At 34.9% G+C, this 24,594-nt stretch carries 19 protein-coding genes; 17 read left to right on the top strand and 2 right to left on the bottom strand.

Annotated features, from left to right (window positions below):
* Positions 1-40 precede the first annotated feature (40 nt).
* From EG358_RS14445 to EG358_RS14425, 5 genes are all read left to right on the top strand, one after another.
* Positions 41-1,651 carry a Na+/H+ antiporter gene (locus EG358_RS14445; RefSeq protein WP_076559520.1) on the top strand — a complete coding sequence of 537 codons (1,611 nt, stop codon included), beginning with the start codon at positions 41-43 and terminating at the stop codon, positions 1,649-1,651.
* Positions 1,652-1,748: 97 nt separating this feature from the next.
* Positions 1,749-2,774: a glutaminyl-peptide cyclotransferase gene (locus tag EG358_RS14440; RefSeq protein ID WP_076559523.1), complete on the top strand. Its 1,026-nt coding sequence runs from the start codon at positions 1,749-1,751 to the stop codon at positions 2,772-2,774.
* 92 nt (positions 2,775-2,866) lie between these two features.
* The gene (locus EG358_RS14435; RefSeq protein ID WP_076559994.1) at positions 2,867-3,772 is read left to right on the top strand and encodes a hypothetical protein; all 906 of its coding nucleotides are present in this window, start codon (positions 2,867-2,869) and stop codon (positions 3,770-3,772) included.
* Positions 3,773-3,802: 30 nt separating this feature from the next.
* Positions 3,803-4,417, top strand: a complete 615-nt coding sequence (locus EG358_RS14430) for a deoxynucleoside kinase (protein ID WP_076559525.1) — start codon at positions 3,803-3,805, stop codon at positions 4,415-4,417.
* 21 nt (positions 4,418-4,438) lie between these two features.
* The gene (locus EG358_RS14425) at positions 4,439-4,789 is read left to right on the top strand and encodes an ArsC/Spx/MgsR family protein (protein WP_076559527.1); all 351 of its coding nucleotides are present in this window, start codon (positions 4,439-4,441) and stop codon (positions 4,787-4,789) included.
* Between the two features lie 75 nt (positions 4,790-4,864).
* Here the strand turns inward: EG358_RS14425 and EG358_RS14420 are convergent, their stop codons facing one another.
* Together EG358_RS14420 and EG358_RS14415 are read right to left on the bottom strand one after the other, a co-directional pair.
* A complete protein-coding gene (locus EG358_RS14420) occupies positions 4,865-5,170 on the bottom strand; it encodes a DUF493 family protein (RefSeq protein ID WP_076559530.1) in 306 nt (101 codons plus the stop codon).
* Positions 5,171-5,209: 39 nt separating this feature from the next.
* On the bottom strand, positions 5,210-5,887 hold the full coding sequence (locus tag EG358_RS14415) for a DUF4197 family protein (RefSeq protein ID WP_076559996.1): 678 nt from the start codon (positions 5,885-5,887) through the stop codon (positions 5,210-5,212).
* Between the two features lie 404 nt (positions 5,888-6,291).
* On the opposite strand from EG358_RS14415, the gene EG358_RS14410 reads away from it, so the two are divergent.
* The 12 genes from EG358_RS14410 (at position 6,292) to gcvP (ending at position 24,287) form a co-directional block, all read left to right on the top strand.
* The gene (locus tag EG358_RS14410; RefSeq protein WP_115596378.1) at positions 6,292-9,117 is read left to right on the top strand and encodes a SusC/RagA family TonB-linked outer membrane protein; all 2,826 of its coding nucleotides are present in this window, start codon (positions 6,292-6,294) and stop codon (positions 9,115-9,117) included.
* 10 nt (positions 9,118-9,127) lie between these two features.
* Complete coding sequence (locus tag EG358_RS14405; RefSeq protein ID WP_076559536.1) at positions 9,128-10,561, top strand: RagB/SusD family nutrient uptake outer membrane protein; 1,434 nt, start codon at positions 9,128-9,130, stop codon at positions 10,559-10,561.
* Between the two features lie 72 nt (positions 10,562-10,633).
* Positions 10,634-12,022: a glucoamylase family protein gene (locus EG358_RS14400; RefSeq protein ID WP_083677012.1), complete on the top strand. Its 1,389-nt coding sequence runs from the start codon at positions 10,634-10,636 to the stop codon at positions 12,020-12,022.
* 200 nt (positions 12,023-12,222) lie between these two features.
* Positions 12,223-12,930, top strand: coding sequence for a carboxylesterase family protein (locus EG358_RS14395; RefSeq protein WP_076559542.1), 708 nt, complete (start codon positions 12,223-12,225; stop codon positions 12,928-12,930).
* Between the two features lie 108 nt (positions 12,931-13,038).
* The gene (bglX, locus tag EG358_RS14390; RefSeq protein ID WP_076559545.1) at positions 13,039-15,366 is read left to right on the top strand and encodes a beta-glucosidase BglX; all 2,328 of its coding nucleotides are present in this window, start codon (positions 13,039-13,041) and stop codon (positions 15,364-15,366) included.
* An 84-nt stretch (positions 15,367-15,450) separates the two neighbouring features.
* Positions 15,451-15,822 carry a hypothetical protein gene (locus tag EG358_RS14385; RefSeq protein ID WP_076559548.1) on the top strand — a complete coding sequence of 124 codons (372 nt, stop codon included), beginning with the start codon at positions 15,451-15,453 and terminating at the stop codon, positions 15,820-15,822.
* A gap of 241 nt (positions 15,823-16,063) precedes the next feature.
* A complete protein-coding gene (locus EG358_RS14380; RefSeq protein WP_076559552.1) occupies positions 16,064-18,067 on the top strand; it encodes a S9 family peptidase in 2,004 nt (667 codons plus the stop codon).
* Between the two features lie 291 nt (positions 18,068-18,358).
* Positions 18,359-18,913, top strand: coding sequence for an RNA polymerase sigma factor (locus EG358_RS14375; RefSeq protein ID WP_228418915.1), 555 nt, complete (start codon positions 18,359-18,361; stop codon positions 18,911-18,913).
* 11 nt (positions 18,914-18,924) lie between these two features.
* Positions 18,925-19,263 carry a hypothetical protein gene (locus EG358_RS14370; protein WP_076559556.1) on the top strand — a complete coding sequence of 113 codons (339 nt, stop codon included), beginning with the start codon at positions 18,925-18,927 and terminating at the stop codon, positions 19,261-19,263.
* A gap of 179 nt (positions 19,264-19,442) precedes the next feature.
* The gene (locus tag EG358_RS14365; RefSeq protein WP_076559558.1) at positions 19,443-19,697 is read left to right on the top strand and encodes a hypothetical protein; all 255 of its coding nucleotides are present in this window, start codon (positions 19,443-19,445) and stop codon (positions 19,695-19,697) included.
* Positions 19,698-20,040: 343 nt separating this feature from the next.
* A complete protein-coding gene (locus EG358_RS14360) occupies positions 20,041-20,691 on the top strand; it encodes a DnaJ domain-containing protein (RefSeq protein ID WP_076559560.1) in 651 nt (216 codons plus the stop codon).
* A 737-nt stretch (positions 20,692-21,428) separates the two neighbouring features.
* Positions 21,429-24,287, top strand: coding sequence for an aminomethyl-transferring glycine dehydrogenase (gene gcvP, locus EG358_RS14355; RefSeq protein WP_076559562.1), 2,859 nt, complete (start codon positions 21,429-21,431; stop codon positions 24,285-24,287).
* The last annotated feature ends 307 nt before the right edge of the window (positions 24,288-24,594 follow it).

Below are 24,594 nucleotides of genomic sequence, written 5' to 3'. Positions count from 1 at the left end.
ACTAAAATACTTTTTTATAACAACTAAATAATCACAGACCATGATTCACGATTATGTAATTATTTCCATCGCTGTACTTTTATCGGTGATGATTTTGGTGATGGTAGGGCAGAAACTCAAAGTAGCTTATCCGATTTTTCTTGTGATTGCAGGTTTACTCGTAAGCTTCATTCCGGGAATGCCGCAAATAGAAATTGAGCCCGATTTGGTATTTCTCATATTTCTTCCGCCCATTTTATTTGAAGCGGCCTGGTTTACTTCGTGGCAGGATTTTCATAAATGGCGAAAACAGATATTTTCAATGGCATTCGGATTGGTTTTTTTAACATCGATTGTCGTTGCCTATCTTTCGTCATCCATTATTCCGGGATTAACTGTTGCAATGGGATTTCTTTTGGGTGGTGTAAATTCTCCTCCGGATGCGGTCGCAGCAACTTCTGTTTTAAAAAACATGAAAATTCCAAAAAAAATCACCACCATTTTAGAAGGCGAAAGTTTGATTAATGATGCATCGAGTTTAATTGTATTTAAATTTGCTTTGGCTGCGGTAATTTCAGGACAATTTATTTTCCGTGAAGCGGTAACCGATTTCTTTACAATGGCGATTGGTGGTGTCGCTGTAGGAATTGGAGCAGGTTTTGTTTTTGGAAAATTTTTAAGATTAATTCCTTCCAATTCAAATATTGATACCGTAATTACTCTGATTGTTCCGTATGTAATGTATGTTGCGGCAGAACATTTTCATTTTTCAGGAGTCTTGGCGGTTGTTGCAGGAGGTTTGTTGATGTCTTATAATTCGCATTGTTATTTAAGCCATACGTCGAGAATTCAGACCGGAAATGTCTGGAGTGTCATTATTTTCTTAATGAATACCATTATTTTCATTTTGATCGGACTTGAATTACCAATCGTAGTTGCTGCAATGAAAGATTACACTATTTCAGAAGGTATTTTTTACAGTATTGTGATTGGGGGCGCTATTATTTTCACACGTTTAGCTTACAGTTATGCGATTGTTTATGTTCCAAGACTTTTGTCAAAAAAGCTACGGCAGGAAAATCCGAAACCAGATTGGAAAGAACCATTTATCATCAGTTTTGCAGCAATGAGAGGCGTAGTTTCTTTGGCTGCTGCTCTTTCAATTCCTGTTTATATAAGTCCGGGAGAAGCATTTCCACACAGAAATATTATTCTGTTTGTGACTTTTGTGATTATTCTGATTACTTTGGTTGGGCAAGGATTATTGCTTTCGCCAATTTTAAAATTCTTAAAAATTGAAGATGCAGGAAGTGAACTTCCGGAAGAAAAACAGGAAGCTATTTTAATGAAAAAATTAAAAGAAACTGCACTCGAAAAACTGACTTCAGATTTCTCCGAATTGTCTGAAAACAACAGTCTCGTAAGACATCAGATTTATAAACTGGAAAATGAAATGAAATTAATTGCCGATAAAGCACAATGTATGGGCTCGGCGGTAGATTATGCATCAGCAATGAATGAAAATAAAGATGTTTTAAGACAAGTCATTCAGGCGCAGAGAAACGAACTTCATCGCATAAAACGTGAAAAAGCTTTTGACGATCATGTTTTGCGAACGATAGAAATGCAGCTCGATTTTGATGAAGCCAAGATTACAGGTTTTGCCCATTAAATTTAAATACATCTGTTCTTCAATTGAGCAAGCTGCATTATAAATTAGCAGAGAGGAATAAAATTTGCTATTTTTGGTGAAATTTTAGAAATAAAAAATGAAAAATAAGATAATTGTAGGTTTTGCAGCTTTACTTATGGTAATGTCTTGTAATAACGACGAAAAAATATTGACTTCTTTAGCTGATTATAACGCATCAATGGAAACTACAGGTTACCATTTTGGTGATAAACTGGATATTCCTAAAGACGTTTTAGATAATGCAGAAAGCATTACCATCAGTTTTGGAGAAAAAGAGTCTACAAGCCTTATTGTAGACCCTAAATATTTTACGCTAGGTGATAATGCCGTAACTTTTAATATTAAAACTAAAGGTGGCGAAACTTTATATCAGGATGCAACCATTAATGTATACAGCAAAAGTCCAGAGCAAAATTTAAACTATGAAATTGTTGCTGAATATCCGCACGATCCGGAAAACTTTACACAAGGTTTCCAGATTGATGGCAATACAGTGTATGAAAGTGAAGGACAATACGGTTCGTCAAGATTGATCACTTATAAACTTGGAGAAAACACTCCTATTAAAGAAACAAAACAACCTGATGATGTTTTTTCGGAAGGAAGTACAATTGCTGGCGATAAAGTGTATCAGCTGACTTGGGAAAACAAAAAAGGATTTATTTACGATAAAAATACTTTGAGCTTGGTTTCAGAATTTGCTTATCCCGATATGATGGTGAAAGGTTGGGGTTTAACGTATGACGGTAAAAACCTTATTGCTTCTGACGGTACAAAGAATCTTTACTTTTTAGATGCAAAAGATCCTTCGAAAATGGTGAAATACATTTCTGTGGCAGGAAATACTTCAGTATATGATCAATTAAACGAGCTGGAATTTTATAAAGGATTTATCTATGCAAATGTTTGGCACAAACCGATAATTTTAAAAATTAATCCTGCAAACGGAGAAGTTGTCGGGAAATTTGATTTTACAAAAATTGCCGATCCTTTTACCAAAGCAGACAGTGAAAATGTATTAAACGGAATAGCTTTCAAAGGTGATAACATGGTAATTACCGGAAAAAAATGGTCTAAAATCTATGAAGTTGCCATCAAATAGTTAAAATTGAAAGCAAGTTCAGATTGAATAAAATAAAGTGTGTAAATTGGTAGCGTTCCTTTTGGAGCGCTATCTTGGTAAAAAGATTTTTTTTGAAATTAATATCTCTTTTTCTGGTATTTGTTTTCTGTTCGGTTTCTGCGCAGAAAGTACTTCCTTTTGATACCTTAAAACTTAAGGAAACAAGAGATATGTTTGCAGACGATTACGGAAGCATTTATCTGTACAGAAACAAGGATTTCAGTTTTACCAAATACGATTCTTTGGGAAGACAGTTAGGGAAAATGATGTTTACGGTTCCTTATAAAGTTCAGGGAGTACAGAATCCTTTAACTGTGGCTCTTTTTTCAGAAAATGCGCAGGAAATAAAATTTGTCGATCAAAATCTTAATGATATTCAGAGGTTTGATTTTAAGCAGAAATTCAGTTTTATAAAACACGCTTACGCAGAAGATCTTCAACAGATTTGGCTGCTTGATGAAAGTGCAAAACGTCTTTTGCAGTACAATTTCAGGAACGAAACAACCATCAATTCTTATCCTTTTGATGCCAGTTTTGATGAGGTTATTGATCTGTTGGTTTTCGAAACTAAGGTATATATTTTATCTAAAAATAAATTCAGTGTTTACAATTTAAAGTTCGAAAAACTTTTTGAAGCTCCGATGGAAAATGCCAAACGTTTCCGCAGAGAAAATGAAGTAATTTTAATTATCGCTAAAAATACCATATTCAAATACATTCCTGAAAAAGGATTAGTCAAAATTTTTGAAGATCCTGAAGCGCAGATTGTGGATAAAAATTCGTTATCATATTTTGAAATAAAAGGCAACAAACTCTATCTTTACAGCCTTGAAGATATCGCTGATATTAAAAAACTTAAAGAAGCCGAGAACCAGAAAAAAGAACTAGAAAAATCCATTGAAAAACTTGAAAAAGAAAGATCTGAAAAATCGGATATTCTTAAAATAATGGATGAAATTCAGGACTTGGGATTTTAGATTTTAACATTTCAAAATAAAGAGATAAATATGCATATTGCAGTTACAGGGAACATTGGTGCAGGAAAAACTACTTTAACGACGATGCTTGCCAAACATTACGGTTGGGATGCCCAGTTTGAAGATGTAGATCATAATCCTTATCTGGAAGATTTTTACGCAGATATGAGTAAGTGGAGTTTTGCATTGCAGATTTATTTTCTGGGAAGCAGATTCCGTCAGGTAAAGGAAATCAGAGAAAGTGGGAAAAATATAATTCAGGATCGTACAATCTATGAAGATGCGCACATTTTTGCAGAAAACCTGAATGATATGAAGCTTTTATCTGACAGGGATTTCAAAAATTATGCATCGCTTTTTGATCTGATGAAAACTTTTGTTTCGGCACCCGATTTGCTTATTTATCTTAAATCTGACGTGCCCAATCTGGTCAAAAAAATCTATAAGAGAGGGCGGGAATATGAAGCTTCAATCAGTATAGAATATCTTTCTAAGCTGAATCAGAAGTATGAAAAATGGATTTCAGATTATACAGAAGGGAAATTATTGATCATAGAAGTAGATGATCTTGATTTTGTAGAAAGACCGGAAGATTTCGGATTTGTTTTAGAAAAAATAGATGCTGAACTGAACGGTTTGTTTTAAATAACCAGCTTAAATTTTATTATGATGATTAAGGTCTTACACAACGGTAACTGTTCAAAATCAAATGCTGTTTTAGAGTATTTGGACGAAAATGGTGTTCAGTTTGAAATCATCAATATCATGGAAGATCCTTTAAGCGTTTTGGAACTTAAAACGGTTCTGAAGAAAATGAATCAAAGTGTCTTTCATATTATAAGAAAAGAAGAGAAGCTCTATCTGGAAAAATTTGCGGGAAAAGATCATTCAGAAGAAGAATGGCTTCAGATTTTGTCTGAAAACCCGTCTTTGATCCAGAGACCAATCATTATAAAAGGCTCGGTTGCTATGCTAGGAAGGCCTCTTGAAAACGTAAAGTTTTTTATTGAAAAATAGATTAAAATCTATATAAAAAAGAAAAGGTTAGTTGTGAAAACTAACCTTTTTTTTATTGCTCTTATTTTTTTTTAATTAAAGTAAAATAACTCCTTCAATTTTTGCCACTTCCTGATAAATTTTAATTACCTGATCTGCATCCAAAACAAAAGCATTCACATTACATGCGGTATATTTCCCGTTTTTACTTTCTCGGTTTCCCAGTGTAAATTTGATGCCGTCAAAAACTTTGTAGATCTCTGTAAGCCTGGCCTGGTCTGTAGGAATAATAAATTTGAACAAATAGTCTTCCGGGAAATCATGTTGATTCTCCAGTTTTTCCTTTAATGATTTATAAAATTCTTCAGGATTTGTGTTTTCATTTCCTTGTAATATTTCCATTTTCTTCCTTAATTATGTATAAATTTAACGAAAATCAGCCTATTTTCCAAATGGCGCAAATAAAGACGCAGAATTTTGCTTTTCGTGATCTTCGATGATATTAAAAAGGCCGTTTACAATTTGCTCTGAAGCCAACGTGCTCAATCCGCCTGCATTCACATTGGTTTTATTGCCGCCCAAAAGACTTCCTAAAAGATTAGTTCCTGATAATGCCGTATTAATTGTTTTTACAATGCCATATTTATTAAGTTCCTCTTCAACTCTTGGTGCAATTGCGGCAACAAGTTGTGTTTGGGTTTTTTCTTTCAGAATTAAAGTGGCTGTTCCTTTTTCACCTTGAATAATTCTGGTGACGTCTTGCGCATTCAGACTGTTTACTGCTGTTTCTAAAATTGGTTTTGAAATATTTACAGTATAAACTGCAGCTTCAGCAATGTATTGTCTCTCTTTAGCAACAATGGAAGGTGCTATTTTTTCTAAAGTAGTGTTGATGTCTCTCAGTTCTTTTGGTAAAGCTTTATCAACTAAATTATTTTGTAAGAAAGCTTCTTTATTACCGTAGATATTGGCTCCTTTGTTGATTCCGCCTAATAGAACTCTTTTAATGACTGCCAGTCCAAGATCTGTCGTAGCAAGCGTAGAGCAAGAATGCAAGCTTGTGGTAATCACTGCACCCGTTCCGAAGATCAGTGCAGCCGCTATAATATATTTTTTCATTTCCAATTTTTTTATCATTGTCAAATAACGCACCAAAGGTAATTACAATTGTGTGTTTAACAAAAAATTATTTGTTTGTAATAAAACCGATTTTAAATTGAGGATTAAAGTGATTACATAGAATTTAGACTTTAAAAGGTGTTTTTGGGTGTTTTTTAGTCAAAAATAAGCTTTGCTTCAATATGAAATATTCATTTTTTTTAAAACTTTCAATTGCGAAATTTATTAAAATTTAGTTTTACTTAACATATTTGATAAATTAATCATCAATTAATAAATTATTTAACTAAAATTAACATCAGTTGATATTTTTTATATTTTTGAACAAAGTCTTCTTTTGAGAAAATAGAATTTACCAAAGGCTTATTTTTCAAAATTGATTATACAAGATAAAATTAAACTATATGAAACAAACTAATTTAAAGTACTCTTGTCTTATTGCCGTTCTCTATTTTGGGATGAATGTCAATGGGCAGGTTGCTCCTAAAGACACTGTTGCGAAAGAGCAGAAAATAGAGGAGGTTGTGCTCATAGGATATGGTACACAGAAAAAAGAAAACATTACAGGGAGTATTGGTTTGGTTACAGCAAAAGATCTTGCTGATAAACCCAACTCAAACCCACTTAGTTCTGTTCAAGGGAAACTGGCAGGGGTAAATATTACCAATACTGGTACTCCCGGAGGTTCACCAAGAGTTGACATCAGAGGAGTGGGTTCATTAACCGGGAATACAGTATTTATTGTAGACGGTATGATTACAACGGATATCTCTTATCTTAATCCGCAGGATATCGAATCGATGAGTGTTCTGAAAGATCCATCGAGTTTAGCTATTTTTGGAGCTCAGGCAGCGAATGGTGCTGTAATCATTAAAACGAAGACTGGAAAAGGAAAACCTGTTTACAATTTCAATTCTTATATTGGATTTAAAAAGGTAACTAACATTCCTAAAATGGTTAATTCTGATCAGTATATCGAGTTATACAACGAAAAACTGATAAATGACAACGGTTCGAGTGCTGGCTCTATTTCCAGAGCAAATTTCCCTGCAGATACAGATTGGTACAAAGAGATTTTCCGTACAAGCATTATTAATGCTAATGATTTTTCTGCAACAGGAAGTATTGGAAAACTAAATTATTATGGTAGTTTAGGATACCTTCAGGATGAAGGTAATCTCGCGGCAGGTAGTGGTATTAATTCGGGAAGTGGGTTTAATAGATTTAACAGTAAATTAAACTTAAGCTATAAGATTACCGATAACATTACCGATAACATTACGATAGGAAATAACTTCAGTTTTTCTAAAATGCGTACTGATATCTCAGCGAATCCTTTATTAACCGCTTTTATTGCTCCACCAATATTTTCCACAATCAATCCTACCACAGGAGATTATCAGTATTTTGACGGGTATAATATTGCTAATCCAAGAGCACAGCTTGATCTTTATCGTTCTCAAAGAAGAGAAGAAAGATTATTGAATAATGTGTTTGGAGAAGTTAAGTTTTTAAAAGACTTTACGGCTAGAATAAGCTATTCTTCTGATAGTTATAGTCCTAGTCAATATGAATTTACACCAACTTTAACTTACATTCCTGATGATAAGGAAACTCCTTCAACTTTAGTTACCCGAAATTACAGAAATAGAAATTACGTTTGGGATAATACCATCAATTGGAAAAAGAGCTTCGGAAACCATAACTTTGATGTATTAGCAGGATTCTCTAGAACGAGAACATCTGTATCACAGGATTATTGGTCTGCCAGAGGTGTCAATTATAATGGAACAAACGAATCTCTGAACATTAATAATGGTACCGGTCTCGTTCACCATATTATAGATGTCCCAGATTTAAATGTAGATCAAGATCAACAAAGAATTGAATCTTTCTTCGGAAGATTAAACTATGATTATAAAGGGAAATATCTGATTAATGGTTCTATCCGTAGAGATGCAAGTTCACAAGTTAGTGTTGATCGAGCTAGGGTGTTTCCTGCTGTTAGTGCAGGCTGGGTAGTGTCTAAAGAAGATTTTATGAGTGGACAGAACGTTTTCAATCTTTTGAAATTGAGAGCAAGTTATGGTGAATTAGGAAATCCTAATATTGGAAGAGGATATACTGCAAACATATCACAAATACTAAGTGGTGCCTACTTCGGAAATGTAGGAGCTCCTGCTACAACTGTTGATCAATTTATCGATCCTAACATTGGTTGGGAGACTACTACTGGAAAGGATGTAGGAATAGAAATGGCATTATTTAATAATAAGCTGAAAATTGACGCTGCATATTACGATAAAGATTCTAAAAATGTAGTTTATGGAGTGAATCAGGGTACAGTATCTGGTGCTGCTAACTGGAGAAATTTCGTCACCAATGCTTATTCTTTCAATAACAGAGGTTTTGAAGTTTCTGTTAATTATAATACTAAGCTTAGTGATAATGTTAGTTTTGGAGTGTATGGTAATTTTACATCACTTAAAAATGAAATCACATCTGTTTATCTTGACTCTTATTTAGAAACTGGAGCCAGCTTATTTGGTAATTCAATTATAAGATTAGAAAAAGGTCATGCAGTTGGTTCTTATTATGGTTACGATGTTGCAGGTGTCTTTCAAACAGACGCAGAAGCAGCTGCATCAGGACAACCAGGTGCAAAAGCAGGATGGTTTAAGTTTGCTGATCAAGATGGTAATGGGGTTATTGACACAAGAGATAAAACATTCTTAGGAAGTCCGATTCCGAAAGGAACGTATGGTTTTGGGGTTAACTTTAATGTGTATGCTTTTGATATTGCGGTTGATTTCCAAGGTGTATTCGGTAATAAAATATACAATTACAATCGTGAACAACGTTACGGTAACGAGACTTGGGATTTAGACATGTATAACAACAGATGGAATGGAGCAGGCACTTCTAATACCAATTCTATGATCACATCCAACCAATTAATAATTGCACCAAACAGTTTCTATGTTGAGGATGGTAGTTATATAAGAATAAGAAATATTCAGGTTGGTTACAATTTACCGAAATCTTTTGCCAATGCTTTATCTATAACAAAACTAAGATTGTACGTGAGTGCTCAGAATCCTTGGACGAGCTTCAAGTATAATGGCTTTTCACCTGAAATTACCAATACGGATAGAGTGCAAATGGGAATTGATAATAATATTTATCCAATTTCAGCAATTTATACAATGGGTATGAACTTAACATTTTAATTAGAAAATCATGAAAAAAATATTTTTAGCAATCTCTTTGGTTTCGTTAATGGCTAGTTGTAGCGAAGATTTTGTAGATATCAAAGATGAAGGACGTACAGAAGTATCAGACTTCTTTACAACACAAGATGATGCGATGCGTGCAACAAGCGCTATTTATAGTTTTTTAAGAAGCTGGGAAAATACTGGTTTCCCTGCACAGTTTGTTTATGGAGTAACTGGTGATGATGTTGAAAAAGGATCTAATCCTGGTGATGCAGCTTTTATAAATGCATACGATAATTTTACTTTTACAGTAAGTGATGACGGAGTAAGAGGATACTGGATTGGGCAGTGGCAAGCTGTTAACAGAGCCAATCAGGTGATTACCAATGTTCCTAAAATTGAAATGGATACTACACTTAAAAATAGATTAGTAGCAGAAGCCAGAGTGTTGAGAGCCTACTTCTATTTCAATTTAGTAAGAATTTACGGTGGAGTTCCTATTTTTGACGGATTGCCTGCAGATGGAAATTATCTGAAAGCAAGAAATTCTAAAGAAGAAGTTTACAAGTTTATTGTTGCAGATCTTATTGCAGCGTCTGAAGTTTTACCTCAGACATATCCTGCATCAGATCTTGGAAGAGTTACCAAAGGAGGCGCTTTAGGACTACTTTCAAAGGTATATCTTTACATGAAAGATTATCAAAAAGCTTATGATACTTCAAATCAGGTTATTGCAATGGGATATTCTTTGGATCCGGACTTTAATCATTTATTCAGACCTGCTGGGGAATTTGGTACAGAGTCTGTTTTTGAAGTTAACTGTGGTTGTGATCCCTCTTTAGGTAAAGATGCAGGGAGTCAATATGCGGAAGTTCAAGGTGTAAGAGATCAATTTGGATGGGGATTCTTTACTCCAACAACAGCATTAGAAAATGCCTTTGAACCAGGAGATATCAGAAAGGAACTTACTATTTTAAGAGAAGGAGAAACAACTCTTGAAGGAGATTTAGTTAAGAAAGGAGATCCTAATGCTGGAAACATGTGGAATCAAAAAGTGTATGTTCCCAGATCTCTAAATAATAGCTCATGTGGCTACGGTTCTATTCAAAATGTTAGAATCCTAAGATTTGCTGATATTCTTTTAATTAATGCAGAAGCAGCTAACGAATTAGGAAATACATCTGCTGCTATCTTAAATATTAATAAAGTGAGATTCAGAGCAAATCTAGGAAATACTACAGCTTCTACACAGGCTGCTCTTAGAACGGCTATTTGGCAAGAAAGAAGAGTAGAACTGGCTATGGAAAACGACAGATTCCCGGATTTAGTAAGAACAGGACAGGCTGCTGCAGTTTTAGGGCCTAAAGGATTTACTCCAGGAAAAAATGAACTTTTCCCTATTCCTTTGGATGCGATGAATGCAAGCAATGGACTATTCGTTCAAAACCCTGGTTATTAATAGTAATCAATACACAAGAGGAGAATGAAAGTTCTCCTCTTCTTTTAGTATTTAAGTTTAAAAATTGATATAATGAAAAGGATAATACTCTCAATTGCAGCGGCATCATTACTTGCCGTTTCTTGCAAAAATTCTCAAATTGCAAAACAGGAATCTACCCAAAAATCAGTTGTAAAATCTAATATTACTGATGAGCAATTGATGGATAAAGTCCAGAAAGATGCTTTAAAATATTTTTGGGATTATGCAGAACCCAATTCTATGTTAGGAAGAGAGCGTTACCATGAAGACAATATTTATCCGGATAACGACAAACATGTCATCACTACCGGAGGTTCAGGATTCGGTTTAGCAACTATTTTAGTGGGGGTTGAGAGAGGTTTTGTTCCAAGAAAAGAAGCGGTGAAAAGATTGACAACAATTATGGATTTCCTTGCAAAAGCAGATCGTCATAAAGGTGCTTGGTCACACTGGATTAACGGAGAAACCGGGAAAACCGTTCCTTTCGGAAAAAAAGATAATGGCGGAGATTTGGTGGAAACCGCATTTCTTACCACAGGAATTATTCAGGTGAGAGAATATTTTAAAAACGGAAACGCTGAAGAAAAAGCTCTTGCCAAAAAATGTGATGAGCTTTGGAAAGGAATTCAGTGGAACTGGTACACCAAAGGAGGCGAAAAAGTACTGTATTGGCACTGGTCACCAGAATATCAGTGGGAAATGAATTTTCCTTTGGAAGGATATAATGAATGTCTTATTACCTACATTTTGGCAGCATCATCACCAACCTATTCTATCGATGCCGAAACGTATTACAAAGGCTGGACAAGAAATGGAACCTATCTTTCAGACAAAGAAAAATACGGACTTCCGATGTATGTAAAACACAACGGAGCTGAAGAATATGGCGGACCGTTATTTTGGGCCCAATATTCCTATATCGGCTTAGATCCTACCAATTTATCGGATAAATTAATTAAAAATTATTTCGATTTAAATAAAAATCAGGTCTTAATTGACTACAAATACTGTGTCGAAAACCCAAAACAGTGGAAAGGTTACGGACCCAATTATTGGGGATTAACGGCTGGTTACTCAAGAAATAAAGACGGAAGCGTTGGCTATAATGCTCACTTCCCGCAAAATGATCACGGAGTCATCACTCCGACGGCTGCTTTGAGCAGTTTCCCGTATTCACCAAAAGAATCTATGGACTTTTTGAGATTTATTTATACTCAGAAGCCAGAATTCATCGGTTCTGCAGGCCCTTACGATGCAACATCGATCAATTATGATAATTGGACGACGCCACGATATTTAGCGATTGATCAGGGAACTATCGCCCCGATGATCGAGAATTACAGAACAGGATTTTTATGGAAATTATTCATGAATGCTCCTGAAATCCAGAAAGGATTAAAAAAATTAAGCTTTACATCAGAAAAATATAATATTAAATAGTTTTTAGGAGCTATTTCCCGCTATCCGCTTTATCTTTTGTGTTACGACCTCCGCTTCGCTCCGGTCGCAAAACAAAAGGATGTCGCTCCTATCGGGGCTAAAAGATGCAGTAAGAATAGAATGTTTATCAATAGAAATGGGCTTTAGCCCTTTTAACCAAAACCAAAAATCAAACGGCTTTAGCCAAAACCTAAAGAAATATGAATTTAAAACTAAAATACTTACCACTTTTGCTTTTACCATTTTCTTTAAGCTTAAATGCTCAGGAAATCAAAGCAGAACTGAATAAAGAAGTTAAACGAGTAGAAAAAATATCATATATTTTAGATTATCCTCAAAAGGTAAAAGGTAATGTACCTTTGATTGTATTTCTTCACGGTTCCGGAGAAAGAGGAAATAATCTTGAATTGGTAAAAGCGCACAGTCCTTTTACATACAAAAATCTGATCAAAGAACCCGTGGCAATTTTAGCGCCTCAATGTCCTGAAAATACTTGGTGGGATACGGTAAGTGTTTATAATTTGATTAAAGAAATTCAGAAAAAATATAAAATTGATGCTTCCAGAATTTACCTCACCGGGCTTTCGATGGGAGGATGGGGAGCATTAAAACTCGCAATGGAACATCCCGAAATGTTTGCTTCAGTAGTTTCTGTCTGTGCACCGACAGATCGTGTGATGTATGCCAATATTCATCAATACAAAGATTTAAACATGAAAATATTTCATGGCGGAATGGATGATGTCGTGCTGCCGGAAAATGCATTTAATTTTTACCAAGTACTTCATCCGGTGAATCCATCTGCCGAATTGACGATTTTCCCGAATGATAATCATAATTCTTGGGACTCTACTTATTCAAATCCAGCGTTGTACGAATGGATGTTGTCTAAGAAAAAATATAAATAATGTAATTAATTGATAAAAATCTTTGAAAAATTAACTATTTAGTTTTTCTTTGCTTTAAATAGAATCATTGATAGAACAAAAAGGAATATAATTTAAGAAGTAAGATATATGAAAAAGTTTATTGTAATTGCGACTTTAGCATTAGCTCCCGTGTTTTCAGCACAGGAAATGGTAACAAAGCCGGTTCAGTCTTATCAGACCGCTCAATATCAGTCAAAGAAAAAGGCTTTTGTTGATGCTTTGCTGGCTAAGATGACTTTAGATGAGAAAATTGGCCAGTTAAATTTACCGACTTCCGGAGATTTTACAACAGGTCAGGCTCAAAGTTCAGACATCGGAAAAAAAGTAGAACAAGGCTTAGTTGGTGGATTATTCAACATCAAAGGAGCAGATAAAATTAAAGCAGTTCAGAAAGTTGCTGTTGAAAAAAGCCGTCTTAAAATTCCAATGATCTTTGGGATGGATGTTATTCACGGGTATGAAACGACTTTCCCTATTCCATTAGGCTTAGCAGCATCATGGGATATGAATTTGGTGCAACAATCAGCAAGAGTTGCCGCAAAAGAAGCTGCAGCAGACGGAATCAACTGGACGTTCTCACCAATGGTAGATATTTCACGTGAACCAAGATGGGGACGAGTTTCAGAAGGTTCTGGTGAAGATCCGTATTTAGGAAGCGAAATTTCTAAAAATATGGTCTACGGTTACCAAGGAAAAGATTTGGCAAACGGAACCAATATTTTGGCTTGTGTAAAGCATTTTGCATTGTATGGAGCAGGTGAAGCGGGTAGAGATTACAATACGGTGGATATGAGCCACGTAAGAATGTTCAACGAATATTTTCCACCTTATAAAGCAGCTGTTGATGCAGGTGTAGCTTCTGTAATGGCTTCTTTTAATGAAGTAGACGGAATTCCTGCAACAGGAAGCAGATGGTTACAGACCGAGGTTTTAAGAAACCAGTGGAAATTCAAAGGTTTTGTAGTGACCGATTATACCGGAATCAACGAAATGGTAGAACACGGAATGGGCGATCTTCAGCAGGTTTCTGCTTTAGCTTTAAAAGCCGGTGTTGATATGGATATGGTGGGTGAAGGATTCTTAACCACTTTAAAAAAATCTTTAGCTGAAGGAAAAGTAACGCAGGCCGAAATTGATATGGCAGCAAGAAGAATTCTTGAAGCTAAATACGATTTGGGTTTATTCGATAACCCTTACAAGCACGGTGATGCAAAATTAGCGGCTAAAGAGGTTTACAATTTAGAAAACCGTAATATCGCAAGAAGTGTGGCAGCGCAGTCGATGGTTTTGATGAAAAATGAAAACCAGGTTTTACCTTTGAAGAAATCAGGAACTGTTGCAGTAATTGGCCCATTGGTCAACAACTCTCTGAACATGGCGGGAACTTGGAGTGTAGCTACTAAACATGCAATCTCTGTTAACTTAATGCAGGGTCTTCAGGCTAATTACGGAAAAGAGGTGAAGTTCCTTTCTGCAAAAGGAGCCAACATTGATTACGATGCTAAATTAGAAGATATCTATGCGGCTCACGGTAAGAAAACAGACAGGGATAACCGTTCAAAAGAAGCGTTATTAAAAGAAGCGGTTGACATTGCCAATAAAGCTGACGTTATTGTTTTGGCAATCGGGGAATCTGCAGAAATGAGCGGAGAATCTTCGTCAAGAACTGAAATTACAATTCCTCAATCTCAGGTTGATTTGTTAAATGAATTGAAAAAAACAGGGAAACCAATTGCAATGGTACTTTTCACAGGTCGTCCTTTGGCGTTAACCAATGTGAAAGATGCTCCTGATGCTATTTTGAATGCCTGGTTTGCAGGTTCAGAAGCTGGAAACGCAATTGCTGATGTACTTTTCGGTAAAGTAAATCCTTCAGGAAAACTTCCGATGACGTTCCCGAGAAGTCTGGGTCAGGTTCCGATTTATTATAATGCTAAGAATACAGGCCGTCCTTTAGCTCAGGATAAAGTAGATAAATGTGTATACGAAAGATTCCGTTCCAATTACATGGATGAGTGTAATACGCCGTTGTATCCGTTTGGATATGGTTTGAGTTATTCTAAATTCAATTATTCTGATGTAACGGTTTCGAATGCAAATCCGAAAGGAAATCAAACGATTCAGGCTTCAGTTACGGTTACAAATTCAGGAAATTATGATGGGGCTGAAGTGGTGCAGTTATACATCAGAGATATGGTAGGAAGTATCACAAGACCGGTAAAAGAATTGAAAGGATTCCAAAAGGTAATGTTGAAAAAAGGAGAATCTAAAAAGATTACTTTTGACATCACTCCAGAAAGCCTGAAATTCTACAACGGAGATTTAAAATACGATTGGGAATCCGGAGAATTTGACATCATGATTGGTACAAATTCTGAAGAGGTGAAACATTCAAAAATCCACTGGACAAAATAAAATTTATACAAAGCCATTCGAGAGAGTGGCTTTTTTGTTTTGGTATAGTTTTTCCATTATAGTTACAGTTTAAACATACAAATTATGAAAAAAGTAATATTATCAGGTGCAATTTTCTTTTGCGCTTTTAGTTTTGCTCAGACAGGTAGCGACAGAGGTTCTCATGGCTGTATTGGTTCTGCAGGATACACTTATTCGAAAATTAAAGAAAATTGTGTAAGAGTTTTTGAGCAGGAAATTAAAATGACCCAAATAGATCAGAAAAATAGTTCGTCTTCGATGGCGGCAATTATCTTTAGTGATAATAAGAGAAAAGCTGAAGTATTGTTACCCGGTGAAAATATTATTCTCAAAAAGAGATGTAAAAAAGATATCTGGAAAAAAGGAAAATATATCTTGACACCTACTGAAACAGGATACAAGTTGGAAAAAGATAATATAGCAATCTATCAATAATCAATAAATAAAATAGGGAAGTCATTTTTGACTTCCTTTTTAATATGTAACCTAAATTTTTCGTTATCAATAATAAAAATAAAGCACGATATTTTTAGAAAAAACAGCAATTCCATTTTATTGTTGAATAATTTTTTTAAGAGAAATTCATACTTAATTTCACAAATTAGCGATAAACGATGTAACGTTTCATATACTTGAAGCGTCTTATAAATATATCGTTTAACCAAATCCATGAAATATGAATTTAAACTCCAAAATTTTAGGTATTACGCAAGTGGTAATCACAAGTCTCATGATGAATGCACAAACTACTGATAAAAAATTGCCGGGCGACCCGACATTGGTTTCATCAAAAGCTACGATAGAAAAGCTTATTTCTTACGACAAAGGAAATTTTAAGTATAAGGTAGAAGATTATTTTGCCAGGCCGAAAGCTTCACAATTTAAACTTTCTCCCGACGGGCAGTACCTGTCGTATAAAGAAAAGGATAAAGACAGTAAAAATCATGTCTATGTAAAAGATCTGAAATCTGGTGAAATTACAAAGGCATTGGTTGAAAAAGATGATTTAATAAGAAGCTACGGATGGCTTGATAAAAAACGTCTGTTTTACACTCAGGATAAAGGTGGAAACGAAAATATCCACTTATACGCCGCTGATATTGACGGTAAAAACTTAAAAGATCTTACACCATTTGAAGGAATTACGCTAAATTCTGTAAGACTGATTAAAGATACTGAGTTTGTTATTGTGAGCATGAACAAGAACAATAAGCAGATTTTTGAACCGTATAAAATCAATTTTAATACCGGCGAAATTACGCAGTTGTATGAAAACAAAGATGTAAAAAGTCCGATTGATGATTATCTTTTCGACAGACAAGGCAACCTGAGAGGCTACACAATTCTTGAAAATGGTTTGACGACCAAGCTGTATTACAAAGATTTGCAGACCGGTAAATTTAATCTTGTTAAGTCGACCGACTGGAAAGATACGTTTAGCGTAATTGGCTTTAATGATAATTCTAAGAACAAAGATGAGGTTTATCTGGTAACCAATCTTGGCAGTGATAAATCTAGAATTGTATTGTATGATTTAAAGAAAAACGCAATTATTAAGGAGGTTTATTCCAATCCTACATTTGATGTTTCTTCAATCGCACAGGCTGGAAAAAGCAGAAATTATGAATTAGATTACATCAGCTATAACGGAATTAAAAACGAAACCATTCCTGTAAGTAAATTTTACAAAGAAATTCATGATAAACTGACTTCTGAATTTGGCGATAAACAGTTTGGAATTGCTTCTTCAGATGATAAAAACGAAAAACTATTGGTTGTTGTTGACAGTGATAAACTGTATGGAAAGTATTATGAATACAATACAAAAACCAAAACAACCAAACTCCTTTTTGATTTGATGCCTCAGTTGAAAGAAGATGATATGGCTGAAATGCGTCCCATAGAGTTTAAAAGCAGAGACGGACTTACCATTTACGGGTATATTACATTGCCAAAAGCAGCAATAAATGGTGAAAAAGTTCCTTTGATTGTAAATCCTCACGGCGGTCCGCAAGGAATAAGAGATGATTGGGGCTTCAATCCTGAAACACAGTTGTTTGCAAGCAGAGGATACGCTACTTTGCAGGTTAATTTCAGAATTTCTGGTGGTTACGGAAAAGAGTTTCAAACATCCGGATATAAACAAATCGGCCGTAAAGCGATGGATGATGTAGAAGACGGCGTAAAATATGCAATCTCACAAGGCTGGATAGATAAAGACAAAGTAGCTATCTATGGTGGAAGTCATGGTGGTTACGCTACATTGATGGGATTAATTAAAACTCCTGATCTGTACTCTTGTGGAGTTGATTATGTAGGTGTTTCCAATATTTTCACGTTCTTCGATTCTTTCCCGGAATATTGGAAGCCGTATAAAGAAATGGTAAAGCAAATCTGGTATGATTTGGATAATCCTGAAGAAGCCAAAATAGCAAAAGAAGTTTCACCGGTTTTTCAGATTGATAAAATTAAAAAACCATTATTTGTGGTTCAGGGGGCGAATGATCCTAGAGTAAACATCAATGAATCTGACCAAATCGTTAAAGCTTTAAGAAGCAAAGGATTTGAAGTTCCTTACATGGTAAAATATGACGAAGGACACGGTTTTGGAAAAGAACCCAACAGAATTGAGTTTTACAAGTCTATGTTAGGTTTCTTTGCAGAGAATTTCAATAAATAAAAGAAGACAGTTTTTATAAATAATTGAACGGGAAGTATTTTGCTTTCCGTTTTTTTATTTAAATACAAATAAGCACTAATTTTTTTCACGAATATCACCGATGAATAAAACCAACCTTATATTTTTATCTTCTGATTTGAAATTCGTGAAGAAATATTTGGGTTATTAGTGTTTGTAAAAACACGATTAACAAACGAAAAATTGAAAATCCGAAAAAATATTTTAAATTTATTAAAGTAAAACAAACAGCACAGTCGTCCTAGCAATATGGAGATTGTCGAAAAATTACCAATGCCACAGAAGGAAAAGGAAAACATTATTTCGCAGACCGTAACAAGTTACGGTGGAAAATTGATGTCTTTTATTCGACCGAAAGTGAAAAATACCGAAGATGCAGAAGATATTCTGCAGGAAGTTTGGTATCAGTTCAGCAGTTTGACCAATCTTTCTGAAATTGTAAATGTTGGCGGATGGCTGTACCGCGTTACTGCCAATAAAATTACCGATAAATACCGTAAAAAGAAGACCGAAAATCTAGAAGATTTTGTCTACGAAGATGAAGACGGGACATTCTCTATAAAAGATATTTTGCTTTTGGATGACAGTGCAGGACCAGAAGTAAAAATGTTTCAGGATGAAATCTGGAAAAAACTGTTTGAAGCGTTGGAAGAACTTCCGGAAAAACAGAAGCTCGTCTACATGGAAAACGAACTGAACGATAAGACTTTACAGCAAATCGCCGATGAACAGGGTGAAAATATAAAGACCATTATCAGCCGGAAAAATTATGCGGTAAAGCATTTGAGAAACAGATTGAAACAATTGTACGAAGATTTAAATAATTAGAAATAAATAAAATGAACAATAAATATAAAAAAAGCTGGATTCTTTTAATTTTATGTCCGCCATTGATTTTCCTTGCCGTTGCGCTCATCGTAATGTGGCTTTGGAACTGCATTCTTCCCGAAATTATCGGTGTAAAAACCATTAATTATTGGCAGGCAATGGGAATTTTAATTTTAAGTAAAATTCTTTTTGGAGGCTTTCATGGAAAATTCGGAAGAGGAATGCGAGATATGAAGGAAAAACATCTGAGACATAAAATGGAAGGAATGTCTGACGAGGAAAAAGAAAAATTCAAAGAAGTCTGGAGACAGAAATGTTCAAGCGGATTCTTCAACAGAAATAACGAATAGTTTAAGAAATTTTCTTTTCCACGATCCTAAAGGAAGTGAAATTTCTTCATCAAAATTACACCCTTTAGGGTTTGGGGAAATTAATTTTGATGAATTTTTAAAGAAGTAGTAAAGTAAAAACTTAAACGAATTCGTCTCTATAAAAAAACAAGAAGTAGTAAAATTTAAAATTTAAGAAAATGAAAAATTCAGTATTAAAAGGAGTGTTAGGAGCGCTTGCTGTTGCCGGAGTTGCAATAGTTGCAAAAAAAGTAATCGAAAGAAAAAGATTTGTAAGAGGTATTTTTGATGAATACGGAATCAAAGAAAAATCTCCATTCGGATTGGCAGATAAAATCAGAGAAATGGATGATGAGCAATATCAGGAACTAAAAGGAAAGTTCAAAAAAGAATTTGCTAAATGTTGCGGAAAAGATAATACTTGCAAAGCGTAAGCTTTATAAAACTAAATTGAAATTGTTAATTCAGGCGCGGAAAGCAAAGCTTCCCGCGCCTGAATTTTTTTGCAGCGAATGAGTTTTTTGCCACGAATGCACGAATTATTTTTTACATTAAATCAATACAAACGTAAAGGAGAATAAAATTTAAAAAATTAAGATTCCTGTTTGCTGAGTGAAACGTCTCTGCTAACGAAAAATATTTTCAATAATTTAAAAAAAACTTTAGCGACCTTCGTTAAAAAACACTTAGTCAGGCTTGCAGTGACAAAATTCGTGTATTCGTGGCTTTTTTATTTTTGTCCACAGTGACAAAATCCTTATTTTTGTATTCACTTACATGAAAGATTACTACTATTTTCTCGGTATTCCTCATAATGCTTCGGATGAAGACATCAAAAAATCCTACAGAAAACTTTCATTAAAATACCATCCCGACAAAAATCAAGATGATGATTTTTTTGCAGACCGCTTCAAAGAAATTAAGGAGGCGTACGAAACACTGAGCGATAAAGGACGAAGAATTACGTATGATCAGAATTTAGAAAGTCATCAGAAAAGTTTCAGATATACCGTTCCGCCATCTATTAAAACTTTTACAGCAAACAAAATTCATGCGAAAAAAGGGGAGGAGATTATCATAACCTGGCAGACCCAGAATGCCGATGTGGTGAAGGTTTTACCGTTTGGTCTTGAGAAAGCTTACGGGGAAAGAATTTTTAAAATCACAGAATTTAAAAACGGAAAATTTCAGTTGTTGCTTCATGCAACGAATTCACTTTTACATAAAACCGTAGTTCAGGGAATTACGATAACCGAAGTTTTTGAAAACGATGGAGAAAAATTCAGAGACAGAGCAGAAGAACTTTTTAAGTCACAGCCACGAACCGTAACAAATCCTAAAGGACAACCCAAAATTTTCAGAATAATCCTGGCGATCCTATTTTTAGCTTTAGCATTGTACTTTTTAATCAGTAGTCTAACTAACTAACTAACTAACTAACTAACTAACTAACTAACTAACTAACTAACTAACTACGCCAATTTCTTATTTCCCGGGCATTTTTTGCACCTTTTTCCTTTCTTAAATTTTTTGCAACAAGATTTTTTGTCACCACAGAACATTTCTTCATTCTTGAAAGAAAATGCCGGCGATAATGGCGGTACTTTAAAAGGAGTGATGATATTCATACTGCAAATATATTAATTTAGAATAAATATAGATAATAAAATTTAAACTTTCTTGAAATGCTGATTAGTAGATGGTTTTAAAGATTTTTTGCGCTGTTTTTACTTGAATCATAAGAAAGTTAGTAGTATAAAAAAATAAGTGCCTGAAAATTTCCTAAAAATTACTCCCTTTAGGGTCGGGGAAATAATTTTGAGGAAATTTTCAATTCATTTTTCCGGTCTTTAGGGGTGAGGAAAAGAAAAATGTATTCAAAATTTTTTTCTATGAATCTTTTTAAGAAATTTATCAGTACTCATTTTTTTAAAATTAACATACTAACAAAATAAATATAAGAAAGTTTGAAGGCATATCACGTCCATAGAAGATTTGAATAAATTCCATTTTGTCGCCTGTAATCACACATTATGAAGTTTCAAAACCCGTATTTTAAAGCCAATTGCAAAAAGCCAATTTCCGATTGTTACTTAGGTTGCAAAATCATTTTAAAAATCGTAATTTTACGAATCTTTTTTTACAAACAAAATCTAATATAAAAAATGAATACAGAACAGTTTGTGAGCCGTCACATCTCCCTAAACGAAGCCGACAAGCAGGCGATGTTGGAAAAAGTTGGCGTTTCAAGTATCGAAGAATTAATTTCTCAAACCATTCCATCATCGATTCGTTTAGAAAATGATCTGAACATTTCAGAGCCACTTTCGGAGTATCAAATGTTGAATCATTCGAAAGAATTGGCATCGAAAAACACGGATTATACAAGCTATATCGGTTTTGGATATCACAATACCTTGTTGCCATCGGCAATTCAGAGAAATATCTTTGAAAACCCTAGCTGGTACACAGCGTACACGCCTTATCAGGCAGAGATCGCTCAGGGAAGATTAGAAGCTTTGCTTAATTATCAAACTGTTGTGTGCGATTTGACAGGTTTTGCTTTGGCAAACGCATCTTTATTGGACGAATCTACGGCAGCTGCAGAAGCAATGCACATGTTCTTCAACAACAGAACAAAAGATCAGAAGAAAGCAGGGGCGAATAAGTTCTTTATTTCTGATTTGGTTTTACCTCAAACCGTTTCTGTTCTCAAAACAAAAGCTGAAGGTTTAGCAATCGAAATTGTAGTTGGTGATCACAAAACTCACCCGTTTGACGAATCTTATTACGGAGTTTTATTGCAATATCCTGGTAAAAACGGAATTGTTTTAGATTATACGGAAGACATCGTTGAGTACAAAAAATTAGACTTACAGGTTGTTGTTGCTTGTGATCCTATGGCTTTGGTTAAATTGAAATCTCCGGCTTCAATGGGCGCTGACTGTGCTGTTGGTACTTCTCAGAGATTTGGTATTCCATTGGGATATGGTGGTCCTCACGCTGCATTTTTCTCTTGCAGAGAAGAATACAAAAGAGATATTCCGGGAAGAATCATCGGGGTTTCTCAGGATATGTACGGAAAACGTGCATTGAGAATGGCTTTGCAGACTAGAGAGCAACATATTAAAAGAGAAAGAGCAACTTCAAATATTTGTACAGCTCAGGTTCTTTTAGCTGTAATGGCAGGTATGTACGCTGTTTATCATGGTCCAAAAGGATTAAACTATATCGCTGACCAGATTCACTTTAAGGCAAATGCTTTGAAAGGAGGATTAAAAGCTTTAGGTTATCAGACGGTTGAAGAGCCCATCTTTGACACTGTAAAAATCGTGATGAGTGAAGATGAGAAAACAAGATTATGCAGAATGATGCTTGATCACAAATTGAATCTTAACTACTTTACAGAAGGAGTTGTGAGCATTGCAATCAATGAAAGCACGACGCTTGAAAAACTAAATGTTTTGATGGCTTCTTTCGCTCAGTTCAAAGATAAGCAGACTTTTAAATTAGAAATAAAAGAAGGATACAGCATTCCTGAAGAAAATCTTAGAAAAGATGAGATTCTGACGGAAGAAGTATTCAACAAATACCATACAGAGACAGAATTGATGCGTTACATCAAACGTCTTGAAAGAAAAGATTTATCATTAACACATTCAATGATCTCTCTTGGTTCTTGTACCATGAAGCTGAATGCTGCAACTCAGATGTTGCCGCTTTCTTGGGCAGAATGGGGAAGTATTCACCCATTTGTACCGGTAAATCAGGCAGGAGGATATCAGGAAATGATCAAAGAATTGGAGAAAGATCTTTCTGAAATCACAGGTTTTGCAGGAACTTCTCTTCAGCCAAATTCTGGCGCTCAGGGAGAATATGCAGGATTGATGGTAATCAGAGAATATCATATCTCAAGAGGCGAAGGTCACAGAAATGTAGTGTTGATTCCTCAGTCTGCACATGGAACGAATCCGGCTTCTGCAGCAATGGCAGGAATGAAAATTGTTGTTGTAAAAAACCTTGAAAGCGGAGAAATTGATTTTGAAGATTTCAAAGCTAAAGCAGAAGCTAATTCTGAGAACTTATCTTGTGTAATGATCACTTACCCGTCAACGTACGGATTCTTTGATGCTAACATTAAAGAAATTACTCAATTGGTTCACGATCATGGCGGGCAGGTTTATATGGACGGTGCCAACATGAATGCTCAGGTAGGATATACAAGTCCGGGAAACATCGGAGCAGACGTTTGTCACCTTAATCTTCACAAAACTTTCGCTATTCCTCACGGTGGTGGAGGTCCTGGAGTTGGTCCGATCTGTGTTGCTAAGCATTTAGTTCCTTTCTTACCTACGAATGCTAACATTAAAGTTGGTTCTAAAGAAGCAATTGAAGGTATTTCTGCTGCACCTTACGGTTCTGGATTGATTTTAAATATTTCTTATGCTTACATCAAAATGTTGGGAACTTCAGGTTTGAAAAAAGCTACTGAGCACGCAATTTTAAATGCAAACTATTTAAAAGAAATATTAGCTGAGCATTTCCCTATTTTATATTCAAATACAGAAGGTAGAGTAGCACACGAGTGTATCGTAGATTTCCGTCAGTTCAAATCTTTAGGAATTGAAGTGGCTGATGTTGCAAAAAGATTGATGGATTATGGTTTCCACGCACCAACGGTTTCTTTCCCGGTTGCAGGTACATTGATGATTGAGCCTACAGAATCTGAAAGCAAGTCTGAAATCGACCGTTTTGCAGAAGCTCTTATTGCGATCAAACATGAGATCGATGAGATTGCTAACGGTGAAGCTGATCAGGCAAACAATGTATTGAAAAATGCTCCTCACACTGAGCAATTGGTTATTTCTGATTCTTGGGATAAACCATACAGCAGAGAGAAAGCCGCTTATCCGCTAGATTGGGTAAGAGATCACAAATTCTTTGCTTCAGTTTCCAGAGTTGATGAAGCTTACGGAGACAGAAACTTAGTTTGTACTTGTGAGCCGATTGAAGCTTATATGTAATTAAAAGTTTTTTTATATAATTAATCCCTTTCAGTTTTTGAAAGGGATTTTTTTATTCAAATTTTAAATTACCTTTTTTTGGAGGTAAAGACAATTAACATTATAATTCCTCCAAAAATAAAAGTAATAATTGATACTGTTTTGATTGAAATTTCACTTGTTGTAGTGTATTCTTTTCCACACGAAACGAGGAAAAATGCTATCATTAAAAAATAGCTAAGTAGTAATTTTTTAGTCATATGTGTTGTGTTTTATGTTTAAAAAGATAAGAATAATTTATATAGTTCGCTAATTTTCAACTATTATT

Origin of the sequence: Chryseobacterium indoltheticum (assembly GCF_003815915.1) — a bacterium.
Classification (GTDB): Bacteria; Bacteroidota; Bacteroidia; order Flavobacteriales; family Weeksellaceae; genus Chryseobacterium; species Chryseobacterium indoltheticum.
This window is presented reverse-complemented; position numbering and strand designations above follow the sequence as displayed.